Here is a 17,234-nt window from a genome sequence, read left to right on the forward strand (position 1 = left end):
AGTCGTACTTGTACGAGTGGAGACGAAGTTAGCATGCAGTACGATCAAAGTCGTACAAGGAGCCGATGCGAGAGAGCCGCAGATGACCGGAACCGCGATCAAGACGCTGCCCGAACCCCCGGACCTGCCCGCCCCACTGCCCGAACCGCCCGTCGAGGAGCTGCGCCTGGAGACGGTCCTGGGCGCGCTCAGCGACCCGCTGCGCCTGCGGATCGTCCGCAAGCTGCTGCTGGAGTCGGAGGACTTCGACCACAGCTGCGGCTGGTTCGGCCTGGACCGCCCCAAGTCCTCGCTGACCCACCACTTCCGGGCCCTGCGCGAGGCCGGCATCACCCGACAGCGCCAGTACGGCCTGGAGCGCCGCAGCCACGTCCGGGTCGCCGACCTGGACGCCCGTTTCCCCGGCCTGCTGGCCCTGGTCACCGCATGGACTCCACCGGACGACCACTGAACCGGCTCCCGGGGTGACCCGCTTGCTCCTCACTCCTCACCCCGGCGAAGCCGTCGTACCCGGACCTTGTACCCGGACCTCGTTCCCGGTCCTCGTTCCCGGTCCTCGTACCCGGCCCTCGTACCCGGCCCTCCTGGTCGTGGGATTCTCGGCCCCTTGGGCATGGGCATGGGCATGAGCCGGGGCTGACGCCCGGCCGCCGGTCCCGGGGGCTCGGCCAGGACGCGGGTGGCGTCTGTGGCGAGGTGCCCTGCTGGGCGGACCGGCAGCGGAGCCGGAGAAGGCCGCCGGAAGGGCGCGCCTGCGGACGGCGCAGGGGCGGGCGTTCGGCATGGGGCAGGGTGAGGTCCGTAACCAGCAGGCCCGGTGGTCTCCGAAGCCGATCCGGCTCCGGTCCGGCGCGGTTACGGCGGGATCCCGAGCCGGAGTCACGTGCCCACGGCGACCGGACCTCGCCGGCAGGCCGAGTCCTCGAACACGAGCATCACCGAACTCGCCGCCGTATGGCGTGGACTGGGCGTCGAGGTACCGGACGAGGTGATCGACGTGGCGCTCCCGGCCGCGACCGGGGACCTGATTCTGCTGTGGGATCTCGAGGACGAAGAAGCGGGCCGGCTCGGACCGGGCGAGATCGTACCGCCGGGACGGATCGCCGAGGCCGCCGTCGAACCGGGACTGCGTGTGCCCGAAGTCTGCTCCCGACTGCAGGACCGCGGGTTTCCGGTCTCCTTGCGCGTCCCCGCCCATCAGGACGACCTGGACGGACAGCTCCTCGATGCCATGGGGCCCTGTTCCTGGTGGGGCGTGGCCACGGGTGACGCGATGCCCTTCGCCCACATCGTCGTAGCCGCGCGGGACCTCCACCGCAGTCCACGGGAACTGGCGGAAAGACTCGCGTCCTACGGTGTGCCGCCCTCCTGCCCCGACCTGCCGGACGGGCTGTCCTTCAGCCGCACGCTCGACCTGCTTCTCGTGAGCAAGACGGTTGATCACTACCTCGGAGACAGCGAGGTCTCCCTGCAGCACCTGGTCCACCGCGCGACAGGAAGACGACCCTCGCTCAGGTCATCTCATGGCTGACACAACTGGGCGCCCCGGTACCGGACACCGGAGAAACCCTGGGCACGGCCCTCGCTCGCGTCCCGCGCGCATCGACCTGGCGATGCGACCACCGCTCGATTCGGCGGTCAGAAGCCGTAGATATCCTTGAAAATGGAATCGACTTCATCGCGAACCGAACTCAGAACTACCGACGAGGGGTCTGTGGAAAGTGCGCCGACAGTACGAGAGACGAGTTCACCGATCCGGTCGAGTACAGGGGCTTCCGGAATGATCACCGGAACTTTCTTCAAGTAGTTTGCGGAGTTGTTCGCCGTCGGATTGATCGCCCTGACAAGAGTATTCCCGGTTGCCGAGTTCAAGAAGGCCAGCAGGTACGGGATAAGTCTTTCGTCCCTCGGGAAGATGCCGACGATTGACTGATCGAACAGTTCCTCTTGGATCAGTGCGGCCTTGATCCTCTTCGAGGAAACCATCGGCACGCCGATCCCGTTACGGAAGTAGTACTGAGAGTTCTGGTAACGAGACTTCTTGTCGGTCTTGTAGTGGTGCACGGCAGCCGGCGACCAGTCCATGTACCACTTCTCCAGGGCCACGTACTCCGCCGACCCGCCTTTACGGATTGGAACGTAGCGTCGAGGCCCGTTGATCCCGAGTGTCCTCTCTTCGCCGTCCGGTGAGGAAGTCACTAGTTCTTCGGTGATGTGCTCATACCGCTTGGCGCTTCGTGCGCCAGGACAGTTGTGGCGAAGAAACCGGAGGTCGTTGCCGGAGTAGAACCCGGTAACGCAGTCTGCGATGTCGCCCAGCCGTGTGGTTGTCGAGCCGATGAGTTCGACGACACCCGGGGTGCTGTGAAGATGCAGGGCATGGTCGGCCGAGTCGTAGATGTCCCTCTGCTTACGCAGGACCCTGGTGCCCGAGAACGAAGCACCTTCCAGTAGTTCGTGGGCGCCCGAAAAGCCGTATCGGACAGAAACCTCATGATCCGGAAGGTTACCTGGAGTCCTCGCCTTCTCCAGCGAAATGATGCACAGCTTGGCGTAACCGAATTTAAGGCCTGGGAAGTAGGAGGAGGGGAAGATCGAGATCTCGTGAATTGCGCAGGTCTCCAGGACCAGGCGTCGCAGGTTTTGATGCCGATGCAGACTGAGGAAGGTCTCAGGAATGATGAAGACCAGTCGCCCACCCGGCTTGAGCAGCCCAATACACTTAGCCAAGAAAAGGCCGTACGTCTCCTTCACGTACATGCCCGGGAACAAATTCTTCAGATCGGCTCGTTCGTCGTAGTCCAACCAGGCGCCGTACGGCGGATTGCCGATGATCTTGTCGTAGATTCCGGAAGACCTGCCCTCCTCGCCAAAGGACTGCTGGAGCAACGTGTTCGCGTGAGTCACGTTAACTCTGTTGTCGTCGGCATATGTGTTCTTGAGGTGGAGTACTGATTCCTCGTTGAGTTCGTATGCGTCGACAGTGAGGCACGGCTCGGCCCGGATGACCGAATCAACGAGTGCACCCTGTCCGGCTGATGGCTCCAGCACCCGGTCCCCGGCCTCGAGCAGCAGCATGCGGCTCATGTACTCCACGATGGGAGAAGAGGTCGTATAGTATTCCTGAAATCGCTTCTTGTTCTGCGTTACCACTCTGTGTACCCGTTCATGCCCGAGCCTTGGATCAGGCGCGCGGTCTCGTCATTGAGGTGTCCCAGCCAGTCGACATGAGAATCGATCCAGCTCCGCAAGCCGAATCCAGTGAACTCCCCGATCTTTTCATACGCCTCGGCTCCCGAATAAGCCTCCCAGACCTTGGAGTCCCGAAGCGTTCTGAAGTAGTGGTTATTTCGATCCTCGGGCGAACGAACCAGCAGTAGGCAGCGGTAGTCTTCGACCAGCGTTTTGTATATGGTGGCCACCAGTAGCAGTCGATTGGTATTGCCCTTCTCGTTGGACCCGAATCCGCTCTTGAAGTCGACTACCACTTTCTGGCCTTGCTGCTCAAAATGAAGATCGAGATCCATCTTTATCTGGCCTGAGTCCACAAGCAGCCAGATTTTATCATAGTAGCCGTGAAGCTCATTCTTTGCGGGCGTATCGAGGTCGAGTGACGCTACATATTCGGCAAGCTCCCGCTGCAGTCCGGACCTGATGTCCTGGAACGCCGGTGGATCGATCAGCTCCAGTTTTCCCAACGGGTGCTCAAAGGCCAACTGGCAGAATGCCTGCCACAGTTCTCCCATGCGCCGCGAAAAGGCCATGTACTCATACGGCCATATTGCATTCCTTCCTTCAATCATGCTGACGCAGCCGGTATAGTGGGCCATGAGGAGTGCTGATAGCCGTTCCGCGCCCGTCCAGTTCTGACTGCGAGCGGCGCCGTCAATGGTCTGCTTCACGCTGCTTATGATTTTGGCCGCGGATTGGTTGAATGCGGCTGCATGCTGCTTGTATTGCGAGTTCTTGTATTCGGAGTCCAGGCGGGCTGTCGATCTGGAGAATTCATCGCGAAAGTAAGCGAGGAGGATCTGCGGGTCTTTCCCGAGGCTGGGGTCAATAGACAGCAAGGATGGTCCTTTGTTGGGACGCGTGCAGTTTCGCTCGAGGACATACGGCCCCCGGCCGCATCTTGATCATCTTCTATCTGCTTGCGAGTAAGCTTACTGACGGAAGCCGGCTCACACGGGCGTAAGTCTGTGCCCCGGGAGTGGAGTGACCTCGGGATGCTTGCCACGGCTCGGACCGTGCGCTTGAAGCCAGCAGAGAAGGCTGTAACTCACTGGCTGGGGCCGGTGCTTCGACCCGGTCCCGAGCCTTCGGTCCGTGCGATGCGACGGCCGTGTTCGGCAGCACGTAACAGCGAGCGGCCTACCCGTTCGGCGTCGTCAGGGGGCAGATGGATCTCCTGGGCCCACAGCACCGACAGCCGCACGGCGCCGGTCAGCAGGTTCGTTGCCACGTCCACCTCGATGTCGTTGCCGTTGGCGTCAGTGACATGCAGATCCAGATCGCTGCTGTAGGCGCTCATACGACTGAGCATGCACGAGGCACGGCTTCACGTGGGAGGCCGGGCCTTCGCCATCAACTCGCAGCCGTCGGACACCCACTCCCCTGCCTTGTCCGAGGCGCCCGAGTTCCATGCCGACGAGATGGCGGGGGAATGCGACCGCGACGGATGGCCCACCCATCGGGTATCTGCGGACAGCTCTGCGGGTACGGTGCGGCCCTGATCCCTGCCGTGGGCGACGACCGGGTGGGCGATGGCGCCGGCCATGCCCTGGCCCCGCGGCGCTCGGCCCCCGTCGGCTCTCTGTGCGGAGGCTCGCGTCCGACTCGGCCCGCTCACGACGTGTCCGGCAGCAGGAGCTTCGTCGTGTCTCGGCCGCGTTTCCTCGGCTGGTGGTTGCCAGTTGCACCTGCCGCGTCGTATCCCGATCCATCAGTGCTCGACTGCCCCAGGCGTCCCGGCTGGTTCGCGCTCTACGCATGGGCCGCCGAGGTGCCGACCCTCGCCCTATGGGGGCTTTGGAGAAGACACCACGCCGGCTGGGTAGCGGACAGTTGCGCTGCCCGTACTGCGGTTTACCGCAAGATCGGGTGGCGACGCTCGAGTACGACTGGGTGATGCTGGAACCGGACATGGCTCCACTCGCCCACACAGTGCCGGCGGAGCACCGGTGGATCGAACTGTCCGACGGACGGGTGACCGTCTACGGGGTCTGTCCGCCGGATCAGTTCCAGCGGTGCCGTATCGAACACCGCCTGGCCTGCCCGGCACAACCGTTGCCGGATCTGTGGCCGTGGCTGACGGCCCTGCGAGGGGAGAACGCACGGCAGACCGAACGGGACGAGCCGGAGCCGCCTCCGCCCCCTGCGCAATGGCCGGACGCCGGCTGACGGGCACTCGGAAGACGCCGGGGCTGACCAGGGCGAATGCCCCAAGATCCTGTCAGTAGTGCATAGATCCCGTCCGAGGGCCGCTCAGTGCTGCACACGCCTGCACAAACGCGAAGACCCCGGCCTCAGCGTTTCCGCTGGTGACGGGGTCTTTGGGCACCTCATGCTGGGTGCCCCCGGCAGGATTCGAACCTGCGCACACGGCTCCGGAGAACGTTCGAATGGCGTGCGTGATTGTGGCTGTGACCTGCGCGGACGTACAACCAAGGTTCCTCGGTCCCGAATCTCACGCACCACTCACGCACGCGCCGTGTGCCTCCGCCGACATCTGCCTGTGTGCTGTCGGCGTGGGGAGCGCTGTAACACCCCGGTGTTGCAGCCTCGAACCCCGGACACCCGGACACGTGCTTGTAGGGGGTGTCCGGTTAGTTCGTGCAGGTCAGCGCTCTAACCGGACAGTCGGACACGTGGGACACTCCCTATGGCGCCCTACGCCAGCCAAGGGCCACCGTGGGAAGCTGGAAGCTGTGAGCCGCTGCCAAGCGAGACTATCGAAGGGGAGGCTAGGTGCCGCCGGCCAGTCCGCGAGACACGTACCTAGAGGTCTCGGATTCTCTGCGTCAGAAGATCGAGAAGGGCAAGATCACTGAGAAGCTGCCGTCTCAGGCGAAGCTGATGGAGCTCTACGACGTCAGCCGCAGCACCATCGAGCGCGCGTTGGGTGACCTCAAGAGCAAGGGCGTGATCGAGTCCGTGCAGGGGGCTGGCTGGTACGTGGTCGGGACAGGCGACCGGCGCCCGCTCGTGGAGAGAGTGACGGACCTCTTGCGGGCCGATGGAGTCAAGGTTGGGGATCCCTTCCCCACCGAGAAGGAACTGTGCGAGCGGTTCGAGGCTTCGCGGACGGCGATCCGCTCTGCCATCGCGCAGATGGAAGGACAAGGGCTCATCGGCAAGGGAACGACGCGTGGGCGAGAAGTCCACGCGCTTCCTATTGGGCAGGGGGACCCCAGGGCATGACGACGAGCGAGCGTACGGAATTCGATGCAGTGGCGGCCGAGGACCTCTTGCGAAGGGCGTGCGATGTCGCCCACGTGGAACCGGACGGTATCGCGATGCAGCGGTTTGGCGACCATGCTGTCTTCCGTATCGACGGCGGTCGGATCATTTCGCGCGTCGGCCGGAGCCCAGACCGCCTGTCGTCCGTTCGCCGAGAAGTAGCCGTAGCTCAGTGGCTGGCGACCGAGGCGTATCCGGCTGCCCGGCTCGTCACGAAAGCCGAACAGCCCGTCGTGGTCGACGGCCATCCCGTGACCTTCTGGGAAGGGTTGGGCGACGGCGACACGTATGCGAGCACGCGAGAGATGGGTGAACTGCTTCGGCGACTCCATGAATTGGAGCCGCCGACTTTTTCACTTCCCGAACTCCGACCCTTCGACAAGGTGAGGCAGCGGTTGCAGCGTGCCGTGATCCCGTCGGGCACCCGGGCCTACCTCGTCTCCTTGGCAGACGAGTTGGCGGATGAGTACGACCGGCTATCGTTCGCCTTGCCGACCGGCCACCTGCACGGAGACTTCAACGTCGGAAATGTCCTGCGTGATGCTGCGGGACACCCGAAGGTCATTGACCTGGACGGCTTCGTCATCGGTCCGCGCGAGTGGGACCTGATGCAGACGGCCATGTACTACGACAGCTTCGGATGGCATACAGAGGCCGAATACGTCGACTTTGTGGATGGCTATGGATTCGACGTCCGGGAATGGTCCGGGTACGCCGTCCTTCGTGGCGTGCGAGAACTGTTGATGGTCACTTGGCTTTCGCAGAATGCTGGCATGAACCCGCGCGCAGCTGAGGAAGTTGAGAAGCGCGTTGATACCCTGCGCTCAGGGGGCTCCCGTCGAGACTGGGCGCCTTTCTAGGACGTCAAGAAGCTTGCTGCCATAGGCGGAAGCCGTGGGCCCGTTCGGTGAAGTCACCGAATTCTGCGGCCCGCCTCATGGCCGGGGTGACGCGTCCTTGGAATTCCCTTACATACTGCACACATCGTGCGGATTTCAGGGTCTCGCCGAGCTGTAGAGCCGTAAGGGCGATTTCGAAGCCACGGCCTATCTCGCCTTGAGCGATGTACGACTCGGCTTGGACCATGGTTGCGAAAAAGTCGCTGCGGTTGTTGAAGCCGTCGCCGACGATGGACCCTGCCCCGCGCTCCGTGGCTTCGACGGATCGGCCCAGGTCGCGGAAGCAATGCCCGAACTCGGCAGCAAGCTCTACCTCATCGAAGTACGCAATCCATGGCGGATCGCTGTCCGGCGTGCGCAGGCTGAGTTGTCGTTCGGCTTCGGCAAGTGCCAGGTCACACCCTCGCGCGTCACCCAGGCGGGCAAGGGCTCTAGCTTCCATGGCGCGGAACTGTGCCGCCAGGGTGGGGGTGAGGCTCGCCGCTGGTCCCATGCTCGCCGCGCGGGCCAGCGTCGCGGCTTCCCGATAGTTCCCGACGAAGGTTGCTTGGTGGCTCATTGCGGAAAGGATGCTGCTGCCCAAGAGCCTGTCACCTGCGGCTTGAGCCATGCGCAACGCCTGAATGAAGTAGCGCTGAGCGGCTCCGTGAATGCCGCTGTCGTACGTCATCCATCCGGCGATCAGCAGGGCTTCGGCGACGGCGTTGTGAAGCCGCCGGCCGACATCATCCGAGTACTGGCCGTCAAGCATGGGTCGGACGTCCGAGTGCAGGTATTGGATCAGCGCGCGCCGGGCGTGGCCTCCGCCGAACTGCCCATCGAGCCTCGCGAACATGTCGGCCGTAGAGCGAAGCATCTCAACATCGGCCAAGCCAACAGCCCTGGTTCCAGATCGGGTGAGCTGGGCGTCAGGAGGGGCGACGAGAAACCGTACGGACGCCTCATGCCATGCGACGGAGTCCGGCTTGGCCTTGACCAGTAGCTCAGATTCCGCGAGATCTGCGCGCCACAGGTCGGCTACGGTCTTGGCCGCGTCGTCCGGCCGGTCCGTGAAGTCCAGCCCGACGTCCGGTTGAACCGCAGCGGTCGAGGCCGCACCCATGCCGATGTCATCGAGCGTGAGAGACCGTGCCACCTTGCGGCTCAACGCGTCGGCTACGTAGTGCGGGAGATCGCCGCGGGGGATGGCCCCCTTCAACCACCGGCTCACGTACGTGTGATCGCACTTGATGTCCTTGCCGGCCCGCGCGGCAGCGGCAACGACGGCACGGGCCAGAGCCTTGTGTGAGAAGCCGCTCTCTTCCATGAGTGCAGCCAATTTGCCGTTCTGGTCTGCCATCACACCCCCTGGGTGCGGTCGGAGCCTCGCTGTGGCGCAGCACCACTCTACGCAGGTCAGGGTGGGGGTGTAGAGGGTTTACACCCCCCTCCACACGAGTGCACCCCCAAGTGGACGCTCCCGAACGACGTTCACCTTGGCGACAGTTGAGTCATCGCCACAGGGCAGACGGCGAGCCGAGATCAAAAAGCGAGAGCGCTTGACGACGCGGAACTCGTCTGCCAACGTGAGTGGTAGGTAATACACACCACGCACTGAGCGAGTGTGCAGCACCGATGCACGTCCGGCGAGTCCTGTGGCCGTGAGGCCACGGGAGCCCCTTTCCCGGGGGTTACCGCGCTCGTCGGGGAGTGCCAGTGCCTTGAGAACTGAACAGTGGACCGAGGAACTACCGCCTGTCCTCAGCATCAAGAAGGCGGCCCGCGCGGAGAACGACCCGCGCACTCTTCGACCTCTCCGCGGCGCACTCACGCATGCCGCGGCCGGTTGCCTCCGCTGCTCGTCTCGAACGAGCAGCGCCGAGGGGAGCCGGGACTAGTTCGCTTCCTGCTCTCCGGAGTGGCTGTCGTCTCGCCAACAGCCTGCGGCCCCTCCGCTTCCTGCCCCTCCGATCCACACGCCCTGTGCGGTACGCCGCACACGAGAGGAGAAGCCATGCGCCGAATCACCAACCCCAAGCACCCGAACGTGAACCAGGTCGGCACGGACGTCGAGTACGAGGGCGAGCCGCACCGGATCACGGACGTCGGCGGCAGCTACTTCAAGCTCGTCCGTCTTCGCGACGGCTACGGCAAGAACGTCAAGATCTCCGACGTCAACGGCCGCTAACACCACCGCCCCGGCATTCAGCCGTGAGGGGCGCCGGATCGAATCCGGCCCGGGGCACTCACCCCGCCGCACCCGCGGCCCGGTGTTTCCCGGAGCAGTCGTCGTCTCGCCAAAGCCTGCGACTGCTCCGGCTTTCTGTCCCTCCAAGCCAGGAGCCATCATGCGTTCCTACGTCGGCCGCCATCTGGCGGTGACCGATCTCGACTTCGCCGAACTCGCCCTCGGTACCCCGCCCGAGCTGTGGCTCGGGGTGGAGGGCGAGACGGACGAAGAGCGCGCGGCCCGTGAGGACGCCGCGCGCGACATCCTCGCCGACAACCCCGAGATGACCGACGACCTGATCCGCCTGGCGGCCGGGATCGTCCAGGAGCACCCGGAGCTGTTCGACGTCATCCCGCTGGCCCGCCCCACCGGGCGCCGCCGGCCGTCCCGGAAGGGAGTGGCGGCGTGATCACGCAGTTGACCGAGGAAGAGCACAAGGCCTTGTCGCAGAAGGTCAAAGACGCCAACAAGCGCTCCGAGCAGGGCCGGGGCGGTGGTCAGCGATGAGCAAGCCGAACACCCGCCGTCTGGACCGTGAGATCTCGCAGGCGAACCGCAAGCTCGAAGCGGTCCGCGAGCGTGAGCTGTGGCCCCTGACTGGCGCTGAGAAGCGGGCGATCCTGTCCGCCGCTGCCGGTGGTGCGATCAAGATCGTCCGTGGCAAGACTCCGGCGCGCGCCGAGCGGAACCTCGAAAGGGCGTGGAGCGGGGCTGAGCGGCGGCTGGGCGCGGAGGTCTCCGCGCTGGAGAAGGAGCGGGACCGGATCATCGCTGCCGCCGCCAAGGACAAGGCGGCGAAGAAGTCCTCGGGGTGGTGGTGAGCGTGGACCACACCACCACGCCCCTGCCGCAGGACGCCGGTACGACCATCCCGTCCACGGCTTCGGTGCCGCCGCTGACCCGTCCTGAGATGGGGCTGGCCGGGGTGGGGGCGCTGGCCGCCGCCGCGGTCGGTGCGCTCGGGTTGTACTCCTCTTTCGACGCGGTGTCCCTGGCTGCCGCCCGGTGGGGGTTCAGCAACCCGCACACCCTGCCGATCGCGATCGACATCGCGATCCCGGTGTTCACCCTGGCCAACCTGCTGCTGATCCGGCTGGACATGGGGTTGGCGTGGGTACGGTTCGTGCCCTGGGCGCTGACTCTGGTCACGTGCGGGCTGAACATCGCGGCCGGCCACTCGCTGTGGGCGAAGGTCGCGCACGGGACGATGCCGCTGCTGTGGGTGGTGTTCTCCGAGATCGGCGCGCACGTCTACGCCGTCCGCATCGGAGCCGTCACCGGCCGCCGCATGGAGAAGATCCGCGTCTCCCGCTGGCTGCTGGCCCCGTTGTCCACGTTCCTGCTGTGGCGGCGCATGACGCTGTGGGAGGTCACCGCCTACGCGGATGCGCTCGCTCGTGAGCGGGAGCGGTTGTTGGCCCGCGCGGACCTGCGCGAGCGCTACGGCCGCGGCTGGCGCCGCAAGACCCCGCGCCGTGAGCGTGTGCTTCTCCGCATCGGTGAACTCGCCCCCACAGGCGTCGACGTGTCGGAGGCCCCGGGGCCGGAGCAGGCCCCGGAGGAGCCGGAGCGTGAGGCGCCCAAGCCGCCCCGCAAGCGGCCCGCCAAGGGCAAGGCCAAGACGCCGCAGCGCACGACGGCCGAACTGCTCGCCGAGGCGCGCACGGTCACGGCCGACTGGAAGGACGCCGAGGTCAACGCCGAAGCGCTGCGCAGGGCGCTTCACTGCGGCTCCGCCCCGGCCCGGCAGGTGCGTGACGCCCTGCTCGCCGAGCGGACCGACGGCCACGCCCTTCGCCCCGTCGACACCGACGCGTCCAGTGCTGCTCGCGAGGAGGTAGCGGCGTGAACACTCTGGCCACGGTCTTATCGTCCACGCTGCCGCTCACCTGCGGGTGGGCCGTCCACGCGTGGCGGCTTCGTTCCACCCTGGACACGGCCCGCCGTGACCCACTGACCGGCCTGCACACCCGGGACGGTTTCACCCGCCGCGCCACGGCCCTGCTCAAGGACCCGCGCGCCATCGTCGTCCTCGCCGACGTCGACAAGTTCAAGCGGATCAACGACGCCTACGGGCACGCCGCCGGAGACGCGCTGCTGAAGGCGACTGCGGACCGGCTCGCCCACCATGCCGGCCGCAGCGGTGTCGCCGGGCGGCTCGGGGGCGACGAGTTCGCCGCCGTCCTGCTCGATGACCACGGTAGCGGCGGTGACCGGCTCGCCGTCCTGCACGGTGTCCTCGCCCGTCCCGTCGACGGGCAGGACCCGAACGTGCGCACCACCGTCTCCCTGGGCTGGGTGCGCGCGGCGGACTTCCCGGGCGAGGACCTGTCCGCCCTGCTGCGGCGGGCGGACGAAGCGATGTACGCCGCCAAACAGGCCCGCGCGGGAACGCGCCGCGCGGGCCTGGGACGGCTGTTCGCCACCCTCGCCGGACGCCGCGCCGGCCGTACCGGCGCCCGCACGAACGCCCTGGTCGTGGGGGTGGCGGCATGAAGTCCGCACCGCTCGCCGCAGTTGACGTCTGGCTGCCCGTGATGGAGACGGCCGGCTACCGCTGCCAGTGCACCGGCGAGTGCGGCAACCCGCACGCCAAGACCGAGGGCCGCTGCCCGCGCGAGCACGACGGCTACACCAGCAAGCGCGGCCACCGCATCCGCCTGATGGCCGCGCCCGCCGACCTGCGTGTCTCGCCGGTGAAGGCAGTCACGCTGCCGCCCGGTGAGCTGCGGGCCTGGTGCCCCGACTGCCACGCCGCCACCGCACGGCTCGCCCGCAAGCGCCTGCCCGCGGCGCCCGACGACCAGTGCGGCCTGTTCGACCTGTAGCAGCCAAGCGGCCCGTGTCAACGGCGAGGAGTGCTACAAGCTGTAGCACTTGCGCCGATTCCACGGGCTCACCATTGCACCGACGGGGCCCGGTCACGACCGACCAAGACAGCGGCCGGGCCCCGTCACACCTCCCTGTGGAAGGACCCTCAGTGAAGCACCCCGACGACGACAACGAACTCTTCAACCGACTCGAAGCCGAAATGGCCGCCGACTCCCGCCCCGACTCGGGCGGTGAGGTGGTCGACCTCGACAAGGCCCGGTCGGCTCGCTCCGAGTCGGCCGATCCGACTGCCCGACCGGATGTCGACCGGTCGCCCGACTCCGGCGCGGGCCGGGCGGGTTACGAGTCGGGCGACCCGACCGTCCGTGTGATGGTCGACCAGCCGACCCCGACCGCCACCGGTCCGGGCTACCTCGGTCGGCTCGCGGGCGCCCGGCGCCGGGCGGTCGTCCCGGTGTGGCTGCGCTCGGTGGCCGAGCTGCGCACGGCCGCAGGGTGGGTGGCCCGCCACTACGCGCACACCGCCGGGTACCACGCGCTGCGCGCCCCGGTCTACGCCGCCCGCCTCACCCTCCAGGCGCCGACCGGCACCGCCCGGTTCATCGGCGGCACCATGCGGTGGGTGGCCGACCGAGAGGGCGAGCCGGTCCGCCTGGCCGCGGTCCGCCGCGAGGACGCGGCCGAGTACCTGAAGCTGTCGCGGCAGCGCGACGGCCGGGTCCGGCTGCGGACCCTGGTGGCGGTGCTGGCCCTGTTCATCGGGGTCGGCGCGGCCCTGGCCATCTACGTGCTGGCCCCCGACTGGCTTCAAGCGGTGTCGGTGAGCGCGGTCGTGATGGCGCTCGGCTACGCGGGCCGTAAGGCGGACGCCCCGGTTATCCACAAGGCTGTGGAACTGCCGGACGCGCCCAAGCTCACCAGTGACATCGTGCTGCGGGCACTGGGTGCGCTGGGTATTCCGGCGATCAACCAGGCGCAAGGCAAGGGCCGGGACGGCTTCGCTTTCACCGCTCCGATCACCCGGGACGGCCCCGGGTGGCGCGCGGAGGGTGACCTCCCCTACGGCGTGACCGTCACCGACGTCATGGACCGCCGCGAGCGGCTCGCGTCGGGGCTTCGCCGTCCGCTGGGGTGCGTGTGGCCGGAGTCGGTCCCGGACGAGCACACCGGCCGCTTGGTGCTGTGGGTGGGCGATCAGGACATGTCCAAGACCCCGGCGCCGGTGTGGCCGTTGGCCAGGTCGGGTGCGGTGGACCTGTTCAAGCCTGCCGCGTTCGCCACTGACCAGCGCGGACGCTGGGTCGAGGTCACGCTCATGTACATCGCGGGCGTGATCGGTGCGATCCCGCGCATGGGCAAGACGTTCTTGCTGCGTCTGCTCATGCTGATCGCCGCTCTGGACCCGCGTGCTGAGCTGCACACCTACGACATGAAGGGCACCGGTGACCTGGACCCGGTCGGCGACGCCGTGTCCTACCGGCACCGGGCCGGCGAGGACGAGGAGGACTTCGAGTACGCGCTCGCCGACATGCGCGAGGTCCGCGGTGAGCTGCGCCGCCGCGCGAAGGTGATCCGCTCGCTGCCCCGGGACATCTGCCCGGAGTCGAAGGTCACCACCGAGCTGGCGAACATGCCCTCGCTCGGGTTGCACCCGATCGTGATCGGGGTGGACGAGTGCCAGAAGTGGTTCGAACACCCCAAGTACGGGGCGGAGTTCGAGGAGATCTGCACCGACCTGGTCAAGCGCGGCCCGGCGACCGGGATCGTGCTGCTGCTGGCCACGCAGCGCCCGGATGCCAAGTCGCTGCCCACGGGCATCTCCGCGAACGCGTCGGCCCGCTGGTGCCTGAAGGTCATGGGCCAGCTGGAGAACGACATGGTGCTCGGCACGTCCAGCTACAAGCGCGGCGTGCGGGCCACCATGTTCAGCTGGGCCGACAAGGGCATCTGCTACTTCGTCGGCGAAGGCGCGGACGCCCGCATCGTCCGCTCCGTGTTCGTAGACGCGGTGGCCGCAGAGACCATCGCCCTGCGCGCCCGCGCCGCGCGGGAGACGGCGGGCACGCTCGCCGGATACGCCCTCGGACACGAGCCCGAGGTGAGCGAGTCGGCCCGGTACGACCTGCTCGCCGACATCCTCGCCGTTGTCCCGGCCGAGGAACCCAAGGTGTGGTCCGAAACGGTCGTCGCCCGGCTCGGCGAGCTGCGGCCCGACGTTTACGCCGGGTGGGAGCCCGAACAGCTCGCCTACATGCTCAAGCCGCACGGTGTGCCCACCTTGCAGGTGTGGGGCAAGACGGAGTCCGGCAAGGGCGCCAACCGGCGCGGCATCGAGCGGGCCCGCATCACGGCTGCGATTGCGGAGCGTGACGAAAAGCGGGACGCGGGCTGACCCTCACGCGGTGCTAGGTCTAGCGGCACACGCCGCTAGACCTAGCACCGCACCTATCGCCCCATCCGCGCTCTGATCAGGCCGCTAGTAGCTAGCGGCCCACCTGCGGAAACCCCTGAAAACCGCCTGGGAAGGGCCCCTGTGACCCCCATCCTCCTTGCTGTGGCCTGCCTGTCCATAGTCACTCTGAGTTACGGCGGGCTGTGTGCGGCCTCGCCGTTCGGCAACTGCCGCAAGTGCCGTGGCATGGGCCACCAGCTCAAGACCGACCGCAAGGGACGGCTCAAGCGCGGCAAGGACTGCCGTCGCTGCCACGCGACCGGCAAGCGCATCCGCGCCGGCCGCTGGCTCTACAACCGCTGGGCCCGCATCTACCGCGCAGGCACCGCCGACTGACCACGAAGGGACCACCCATGACCCACAACCCCGAGCCCACCACGCCCCCGATCGTCATCGTCCACGACGAAGCCGCGGACCTCCTCAACCTGGCCCGCGCCGAACGCTCTCTGTCCGGCGAGCCGCCGGTCACCCTTGATGAACTCCGCCGCCTCATAGCCGAGATGCGCGCCCGCGCCGCCCACCTCGGCTCGCGCCCGGAGGCCGGCCGATGACCCTCACCGTCTCGGCCGTGCTGCTCTTCGGTCTCGCCTCCGCCGTCGCCGTCAAGACCAGGTCCACCGGCGCGGGCGCCGCGGTGCTGCTGTTCCTCTTCGGGTTCTTCACCGCCGGGACCGGCGCCTACGGCCCGATTCACGACCTGGTGGCGTCCTTCGCCCGGTTCCTTACCCAGCTCGGCCACTGACCGGAGGCATCCCGTGAACGAACCCATCGTCGTACGGCACTGGGCTATCACCGCCGCACCCAAGGCCGCGCCCGCCGTCGCCACCACGACCGTGCTCGCCCTCGCCCGGATCTGGAACGCCAACGGCGCAGAACACTCCGTCGGCAACGCCGCCCTCATGACCGTCCTCGCCGCCGGAGCCGCAGCCGGAGGTGCCTCCCTGGCCCGCGCCGGTGAACCCGTGCTCGCCGCCACCGGCTACGCCGTCTCCGGCAGCCTCGCCCTCGCGGGCGTCGCCGGATACTCCGACGGCCTGTCCCTGCCGCTGCTGCTGTGGGCGCTCGCCACCGTGCTCACCTACTGCTTCACCGCCCGCCACTGGCGCCAGGACCGCCGCGACGCCCTCGACCACCAGCGCCACCTGAGCGAGCGACGCGAGGAACACGCCCACCTCGAACGCGTCGAGACCATCCGCGCCGAAACACAGATCGAGATGGCCCGCGCCGGTACCGCCTACGCCGAACAGCTCGCCTCCGCACTCATCACGCGCGCCACGCTGCCCGGCTTCGACCCCACTGCCCTGGAAGCCGCAGGGCTGCCGGAGCTCCCGGCCGCGCGGGAGGGCCGGTGACGTTCGAGATCCGCGTCATCTGCGACCCGGCCGACACGGACCGCGTCGCCACCGCACTCAATGCCGCGTTCGACACCGGCGCTGTGCGTGACTACCCCACCCGCGACGGCAAGCGTCGGCGCTTGTACGTCACCGCCGACCACCGCAGCCCGTGCCCCGACCTGGTTGAACACGAGCGCGCCCGTAACCACGCGGCCTACATCGGCGCACCTGACCAGCGCACCGAGCTGGACTGGCTGATTGCCGAGTCCAACGCCGGCAGGTGCGACCGGAACTGGTGGCTGCGCCGCGCCGCCCTCGCCGACCGGTTCCACCCTGACGAACAGGCCGTCTACGTCGCCCGCGCCCTGATCGCCCTGGACGGAGCGGACGTGACGGACAACCCCCGCGACTACGTCCGCAAGCAGTACGCCCGCTGGATCACGTGCGTCTGCGACGGCATCGGCGAGGGCTCCTGCCCCCGTCACCCCAGCCCTGACCACGAGCCCGTCACCGACTCCGAAAGCGAGTGATCCACATGTCCGTGGGAGAGACCCCGCTCACCATCGTCGGCAACCTCACCGACGACCCCGAACTCCGGTTCACCCCCAGCGGCGTGGCCATGGCAAAGTTCTCCGTCGCCTCCACCCCGCGCAGCTACGACAAGACATCCGGCCAGTGGCAGGACGGCACCGCGATGTTCCTGCGCTGCACCGCATGGCGCGACCTTGCCCAGCACATCGCCGACAGCCTCACCAAGGGCATGCGCGTGGTCGTCACCGGCCGCCTGCGCCAGCACAACTGGCAGACCCCGGAGGGCGAGAACCGCTCCATGCTCGCTCTGGAGGTGGACGACATCGGCCCGTCCCTGCGCTTCGCCACCACCACCGTCACCCGCGTCCAGCGCACCAACGGCGCCGCCCCGGCCCCGTCTAACGGTGGCTGGTCGACCAGTCCCGGGGCTCCGGCGACGTCCGGTTGGGGCGCGCCGTCGACCGGTGACGAGCCGCCGTTCTAGATGCGCCCGGGGTGGGTGCCGTCTCGCCAAAGCC

The 17,234-nt window shown here is 67.4% G+C and carries 22 protein-coding genes; 18 read left to right on the top strand and 4 right to left on the bottom strand.

The genetic code is table 11. The features are described 5' to 3' along the window. Positions 1–82 precede the first annotated feature (82 nt). Together GQF42_RS29140 and GQF42_RS29145 are read left to right on the top strand one after the other, a co-directional pair. On the top strand, positions 83–451 hold the full coding sequence (locus tag GQF42_RS29140; protein ID WP_158924720.1) for an ArsR/SmtB family transcription factor: 369 nt from the start codon (positions 83–85) through the stop codon (positions 449–451). Between the two features lie 432 nt (positions 452–883). Then, entirely contained in the window at positions 884–1,531 is a 648-nt protein-coding gene (locus GQF42_RS29145; RefSeq protein WP_158924722.1) for a wHTH domain-containing protein, read from the top strand. Between the two features lie 107 nt (positions 1,532–1,638). On the opposite strand, the gene GQF42_RS29150 is transcribed toward GQF42_RS29145, so the two are convergent. The 3 genes from GQF42_RS29150 to GQF42_RS29160 all read right to left on the bottom strand — a co-directional run bounded on the left by GQF42_RS29150 (position 1,639) and on the right by GQF42_RS29160 (position 4,531). Then, complete coding sequence (locus tag GQF42_RS29150; RefSeq protein WP_158924724.1) at positions 1,639–3,153, bottom strand: Eco57I restriction-modification methylase domain-containing protein; 1,515 nt, start codon at positions 3,151–3,153, stop codon at positions 1,639–1,641. Then, complete coding sequence (locus GQF42_RS29155; RefSeq protein ID WP_158924726.1) at positions 3,147–4,070, bottom strand: hypothetical protein; 924 nt, start codon at positions 4,068–4,070, stop codon at positions 3,147–3,149. The genes GQF42_RS29150 and GQF42_RS29155 overlap by 7 nt, the downstream gene beginning before the upstream one ends. A 209-nt stretch (positions 4,071–4,279) precedes the next feature. Then, on the bottom strand, positions 4,280–4,531 hold the full coding sequence (locus GQF42_RS29160; RefSeq protein WP_233273503.1) for a hypothetical protein: 252 nt from the start codon (positions 4,529–4,531) through the stop codon (positions 4,280–4,282). A gap of 488 nt (positions 4,532–5,019) precedes the next feature. On the opposite strand from GQF42_RS29160, the gene GQF42_RS29165 reads away from it, so the two are divergent. The 3 genes from GQF42_RS29165 (at position 5,020) to GQF42_RS29175 (ending at position 7,319) form a co-directional block, all read left to right on the top strand. Further along, positions 5,020–5,400 (top strand): DUF6083 domain-containing protein, encoded by a 381-nt coding sequence (locus tag GQF42_RS29165; RefSeq protein WP_158924730.1) that lies wholly within the window; start codon positions 5,020–5,022, stop codon positions 5,398–5,400. A gap of 567 nt (positions 5,401–5,967) precedes the next feature. Then, positions 5,968–6,420 (top strand): GntR family transcriptional regulator, encoded by a 453-nt coding sequence (locus GQF42_RS29170; RefSeq protein WP_158924732.1) that lies wholly within the window; start codon positions 5,968–5,970, stop codon positions 6,418–6,420. Further along, the gene (locus GQF42_RS29175; RefSeq protein WP_158924734.1) at positions 6,417–7,319 is read left to right on the top strand and encodes a phosphotransferase enzyme family protein; all 903 of its coding nucleotides are present in this window, start codon (positions 6,417–6,419) and stop codon (positions 7,317–7,319) included. Before GQF42_RS29170 ends, GQF42_RS29175 begins: the two co-directional genes overlap by 4 nt. 4 nt (positions 7,320–7,323) lie before the next feature. On the opposite strand, the gene GQF42_RS29180 is transcribed toward GQF42_RS29175, so the two are convergent. Further along, on the bottom strand, positions 7,324–8,697 hold the full coding sequence (locus GQF42_RS29180) for a hypothetical protein (RefSeq protein ID WP_158924736.1): 1,374 nt from the start codon (positions 8,695–8,697) through the stop codon (positions 7,324–7,326). Positions 8,698–9,351: 654 nt separating this feature from the next. Between GQF42_RS29180 and GQF42_RS45055 the strand changes: the two genes are divergently transcribed. From GQF42_RS45055 to ssb, 13 genes are all read left to right on the top strand, one after another. Further along, entirely contained in the window at positions 9,352–9,525 is a 174-nt protein-coding gene (locus GQF42_RS45055) for a hypothetical protein (protein WP_199272842.1), read from the top strand. A 160-nt stretch (positions 9,526–9,685) separates the two neighbouring features. Continuing rightward, complete coding sequence (locus GQF42_RS29185; RefSeq protein ID WP_158924738.1) at positions 9,686–9,976, top strand: hypothetical protein; 291 nt, start codon at positions 9,686–9,688, stop codon at positions 9,974–9,976. Positions 9,977–10,070: 94 nt separating this feature from the next. After that, positions 10,071–10,388: a hypothetical protein gene (locus GQF42_RS29190; protein WP_158924740.1), complete on the top strand. Its 318-nt coding sequence runs from the start codon at positions 10,071–10,073 to the stop codon at positions 10,386–10,388. Positions 10,389–10,477: 89 nt separating this feature from the next. Next, positions 10,478–11,416 (top strand): DUF2637 domain-containing protein, encoded by a 939-nt coding sequence (locus GQF42_RS29195; protein ID WP_158930721.1) that lies wholly within the window; start codon positions 10,478–10,480, stop codon positions 11,414–11,416. Continuing rightward, on the top strand, positions 11,413–12,063 hold the full coding sequence (locus GQF42_RS29200; RefSeq protein ID WP_158924749.1) for a GGDEF domain-containing protein: 651 nt from the start codon (positions 11,413–11,415) through the stop codon (positions 12,061–12,063). The genes GQF42_RS29195 and GQF42_RS29200 overlap by 4 nt, the downstream gene beginning before the upstream one ends. Then, on the top strand, positions 12,060–12,395 hold the full coding sequence (locus tag GQF42_RS29205) for a hypothetical protein (protein WP_158924751.1): 336 nt from the start codon (positions 12,060–12,062) through the stop codon (positions 12,393–12,395). The genes GQF42_RS29200 and GQF42_RS29205 overlap by 4 nt, the downstream gene beginning before the upstream one ends. A gap of 152 nt (positions 12,396–12,547) precedes the next feature. Continuing rightward, entirely contained in the window at positions 12,548–14,791 is a 2,244-nt protein-coding gene (locus GQF42_RS29210) for an FtsK/SpoIIIE domain-containing protein (protein WP_199272843.1), read from the top strand. A 141-nt stretch (positions 14,792–14,932) separates the two neighbouring features. Then, a complete protein-coding gene (locus tag GQF42_RS29215; protein WP_158924753.1) occupies positions 14,933–15,187 on the top strand; it encodes a hypothetical protein in 255 nt (84 codons plus the stop codon). A gap of 17 nt (positions 15,188–15,204) precedes the next feature. Beyond that, the gene (locus GQF42_RS29220; protein ID WP_158924755.1) at positions 15,205–15,402 is read left to right on the top strand and encodes a hypothetical protein; all 198 of its coding nucleotides are present in this window, start codon (positions 15,205–15,207) and stop codon (positions 15,400–15,402) included. Beyond that, positions 15,399–15,593, top strand: a complete 195-nt coding sequence (locus tag GQF42_RS29225; protein ID WP_158924757.1) for a hypothetical protein — start codon at positions 15,399–15,401, stop codon at positions 15,591–15,593. Before GQF42_RS29220 ends, GQF42_RS29225 begins: the two co-directional genes overlap by 4 nt. A 13-nt stretch (positions 15,594–15,606) precedes the next feature. After that, positions 15,607–16,203 (top strand): hypothetical protein, encoded by a 597-nt coding sequence (locus GQF42_RS29230; RefSeq protein ID WP_158924760.1) that lies wholly within the window; start codon positions 15,607–15,609, stop codon positions 16,201–16,203. Further along, positions 16,200–16,715 (top strand): hypothetical protein, encoded by a 516-nt coding sequence (locus tag GQF42_RS29235; RefSeq protein ID WP_158924762.1) that lies wholly within the window; start codon positions 16,200–16,202, stop codon positions 16,713–16,715. The genes GQF42_RS29230 and GQF42_RS29235 overlap by 4 nt, the downstream gene beginning before the upstream one ends. Positions 16,716–16,720: 5 nt before the next feature. After that, positions 16,721–17,200 (top strand): single-stranded DNA-binding protein, encoded by a 480-nt coding sequence (ssb, locus tag GQF42_RS29240; RefSeq protein ID WP_158924764.1) that lies wholly within the window; start codon positions 16,721–16,723, stop codon positions 17,198–17,200. The last annotated feature ends 34 nt before the right edge of the window (positions 17,201–17,234 follow it).

The sequence above is a fragment of the Streptomyces broussonetiae genome (genome assembly GCF_009796285.1).
Taxonomy (GTDB): Bacteria; Actinomycetota; Actinomycetes; order Streptomycetales; family Streptomycetaceae; genus Streptomyces; species Streptomyces broussonetiae.

Excerpts from the sequence above, each read along its gene's own strand:
- GQF42_RS29165 (WP_158924730.1), top strand. The coding sequence starts at position 5,020 with ATGGGGGCTTTGGAGAAGACACCACGCCGGCTGGGTAGCGGACAGTTG.
- GQF42_RS29175 (WP_158924734.1), top strand. The coding sequence starts at position 6,417 with ATGACGACGAGCGAGCGTACGGAATTCGATGCAGTGGCGGCCGAGGAC.
- GQF42_RS29205 (WP_158924751.1), top strand. The coding sequence starts at position 12,060 with ATGAAGTCCGCACCGCTCGCCGCAGTTGACGTCTGGCTGCCCGTGATG.
- GQF42_RS29220 (WP_158924755.1), top strand. The coding sequence starts at position 15,205 with ATGACCCACAACCCCGAGCCCACCACGCCCCCGATCGTCATCGTCCAC.
- GQF42_RS29180 (WP_158924736.1), bottom strand. The coding sequence starts at position 8,697 with ATGGCAGACCAGAACGGCAAATTGGCTGCACTCATGGAAGAGAGCGGC.
- GQF42_RS29225 (WP_158924757.1), top strand. The coding sequence starts at position 15,399 with ATGACCCTCACCGTCTCGGCCGTGCTGCTCTTCGGTCTCGCCTCCGCC.
- GQF42_RS29160 (WP_233273503.1), bottom strand. The coding sequence starts at position 4,531 with ATGAGCGCCTACAGCAGCGATCTGGATCTGCATGTCACTGACGCCAAC.
- GQF42_RS29185 (WP_158924738.1), top strand. The coding sequence starts at position 9,686 with ATGCGTTCCTACGTCGGCCGCCATCTGGCGGTGACCGATCTCGACTTC.
- GQF42_RS29195 (WP_158930721.1), top strand. The coding sequence starts at position 10,478 with ATGGGGCTGGCCGGGGTGGGGGCGCTGGCCGCCGCCGCGGTCGGTGCG.
- GQF42_RS29140 (WP_158924720.1), top strand. The coding sequence starts at position 83 with ATGACCGGAACCGCGATCAAGACGCTGCCCGAACCCCCGGACCTGCCC.
- GQF42_RS29190 (WP_158924740.1), top strand. The coding sequence starts at position 10,071 with ATGAGCAAGCCGAACACCCGCCGTCTGGACCGTGAGATCTCGCAGGCG.
- GQF42_RS45055 (WP_199272842.1), top strand. The coding sequence starts at position 9,352 with ATGCGCCGAATCACCAACCCCAAGCACCCGAACGTGAACCAGGTCGGC.
- ssb (WP_158924764.1), top strand. The coding sequence starts at position 16,721 with ATGTCCGTGGGAGAGACCCCGCTCACCATCGTCGGCAACCTCACCGAC.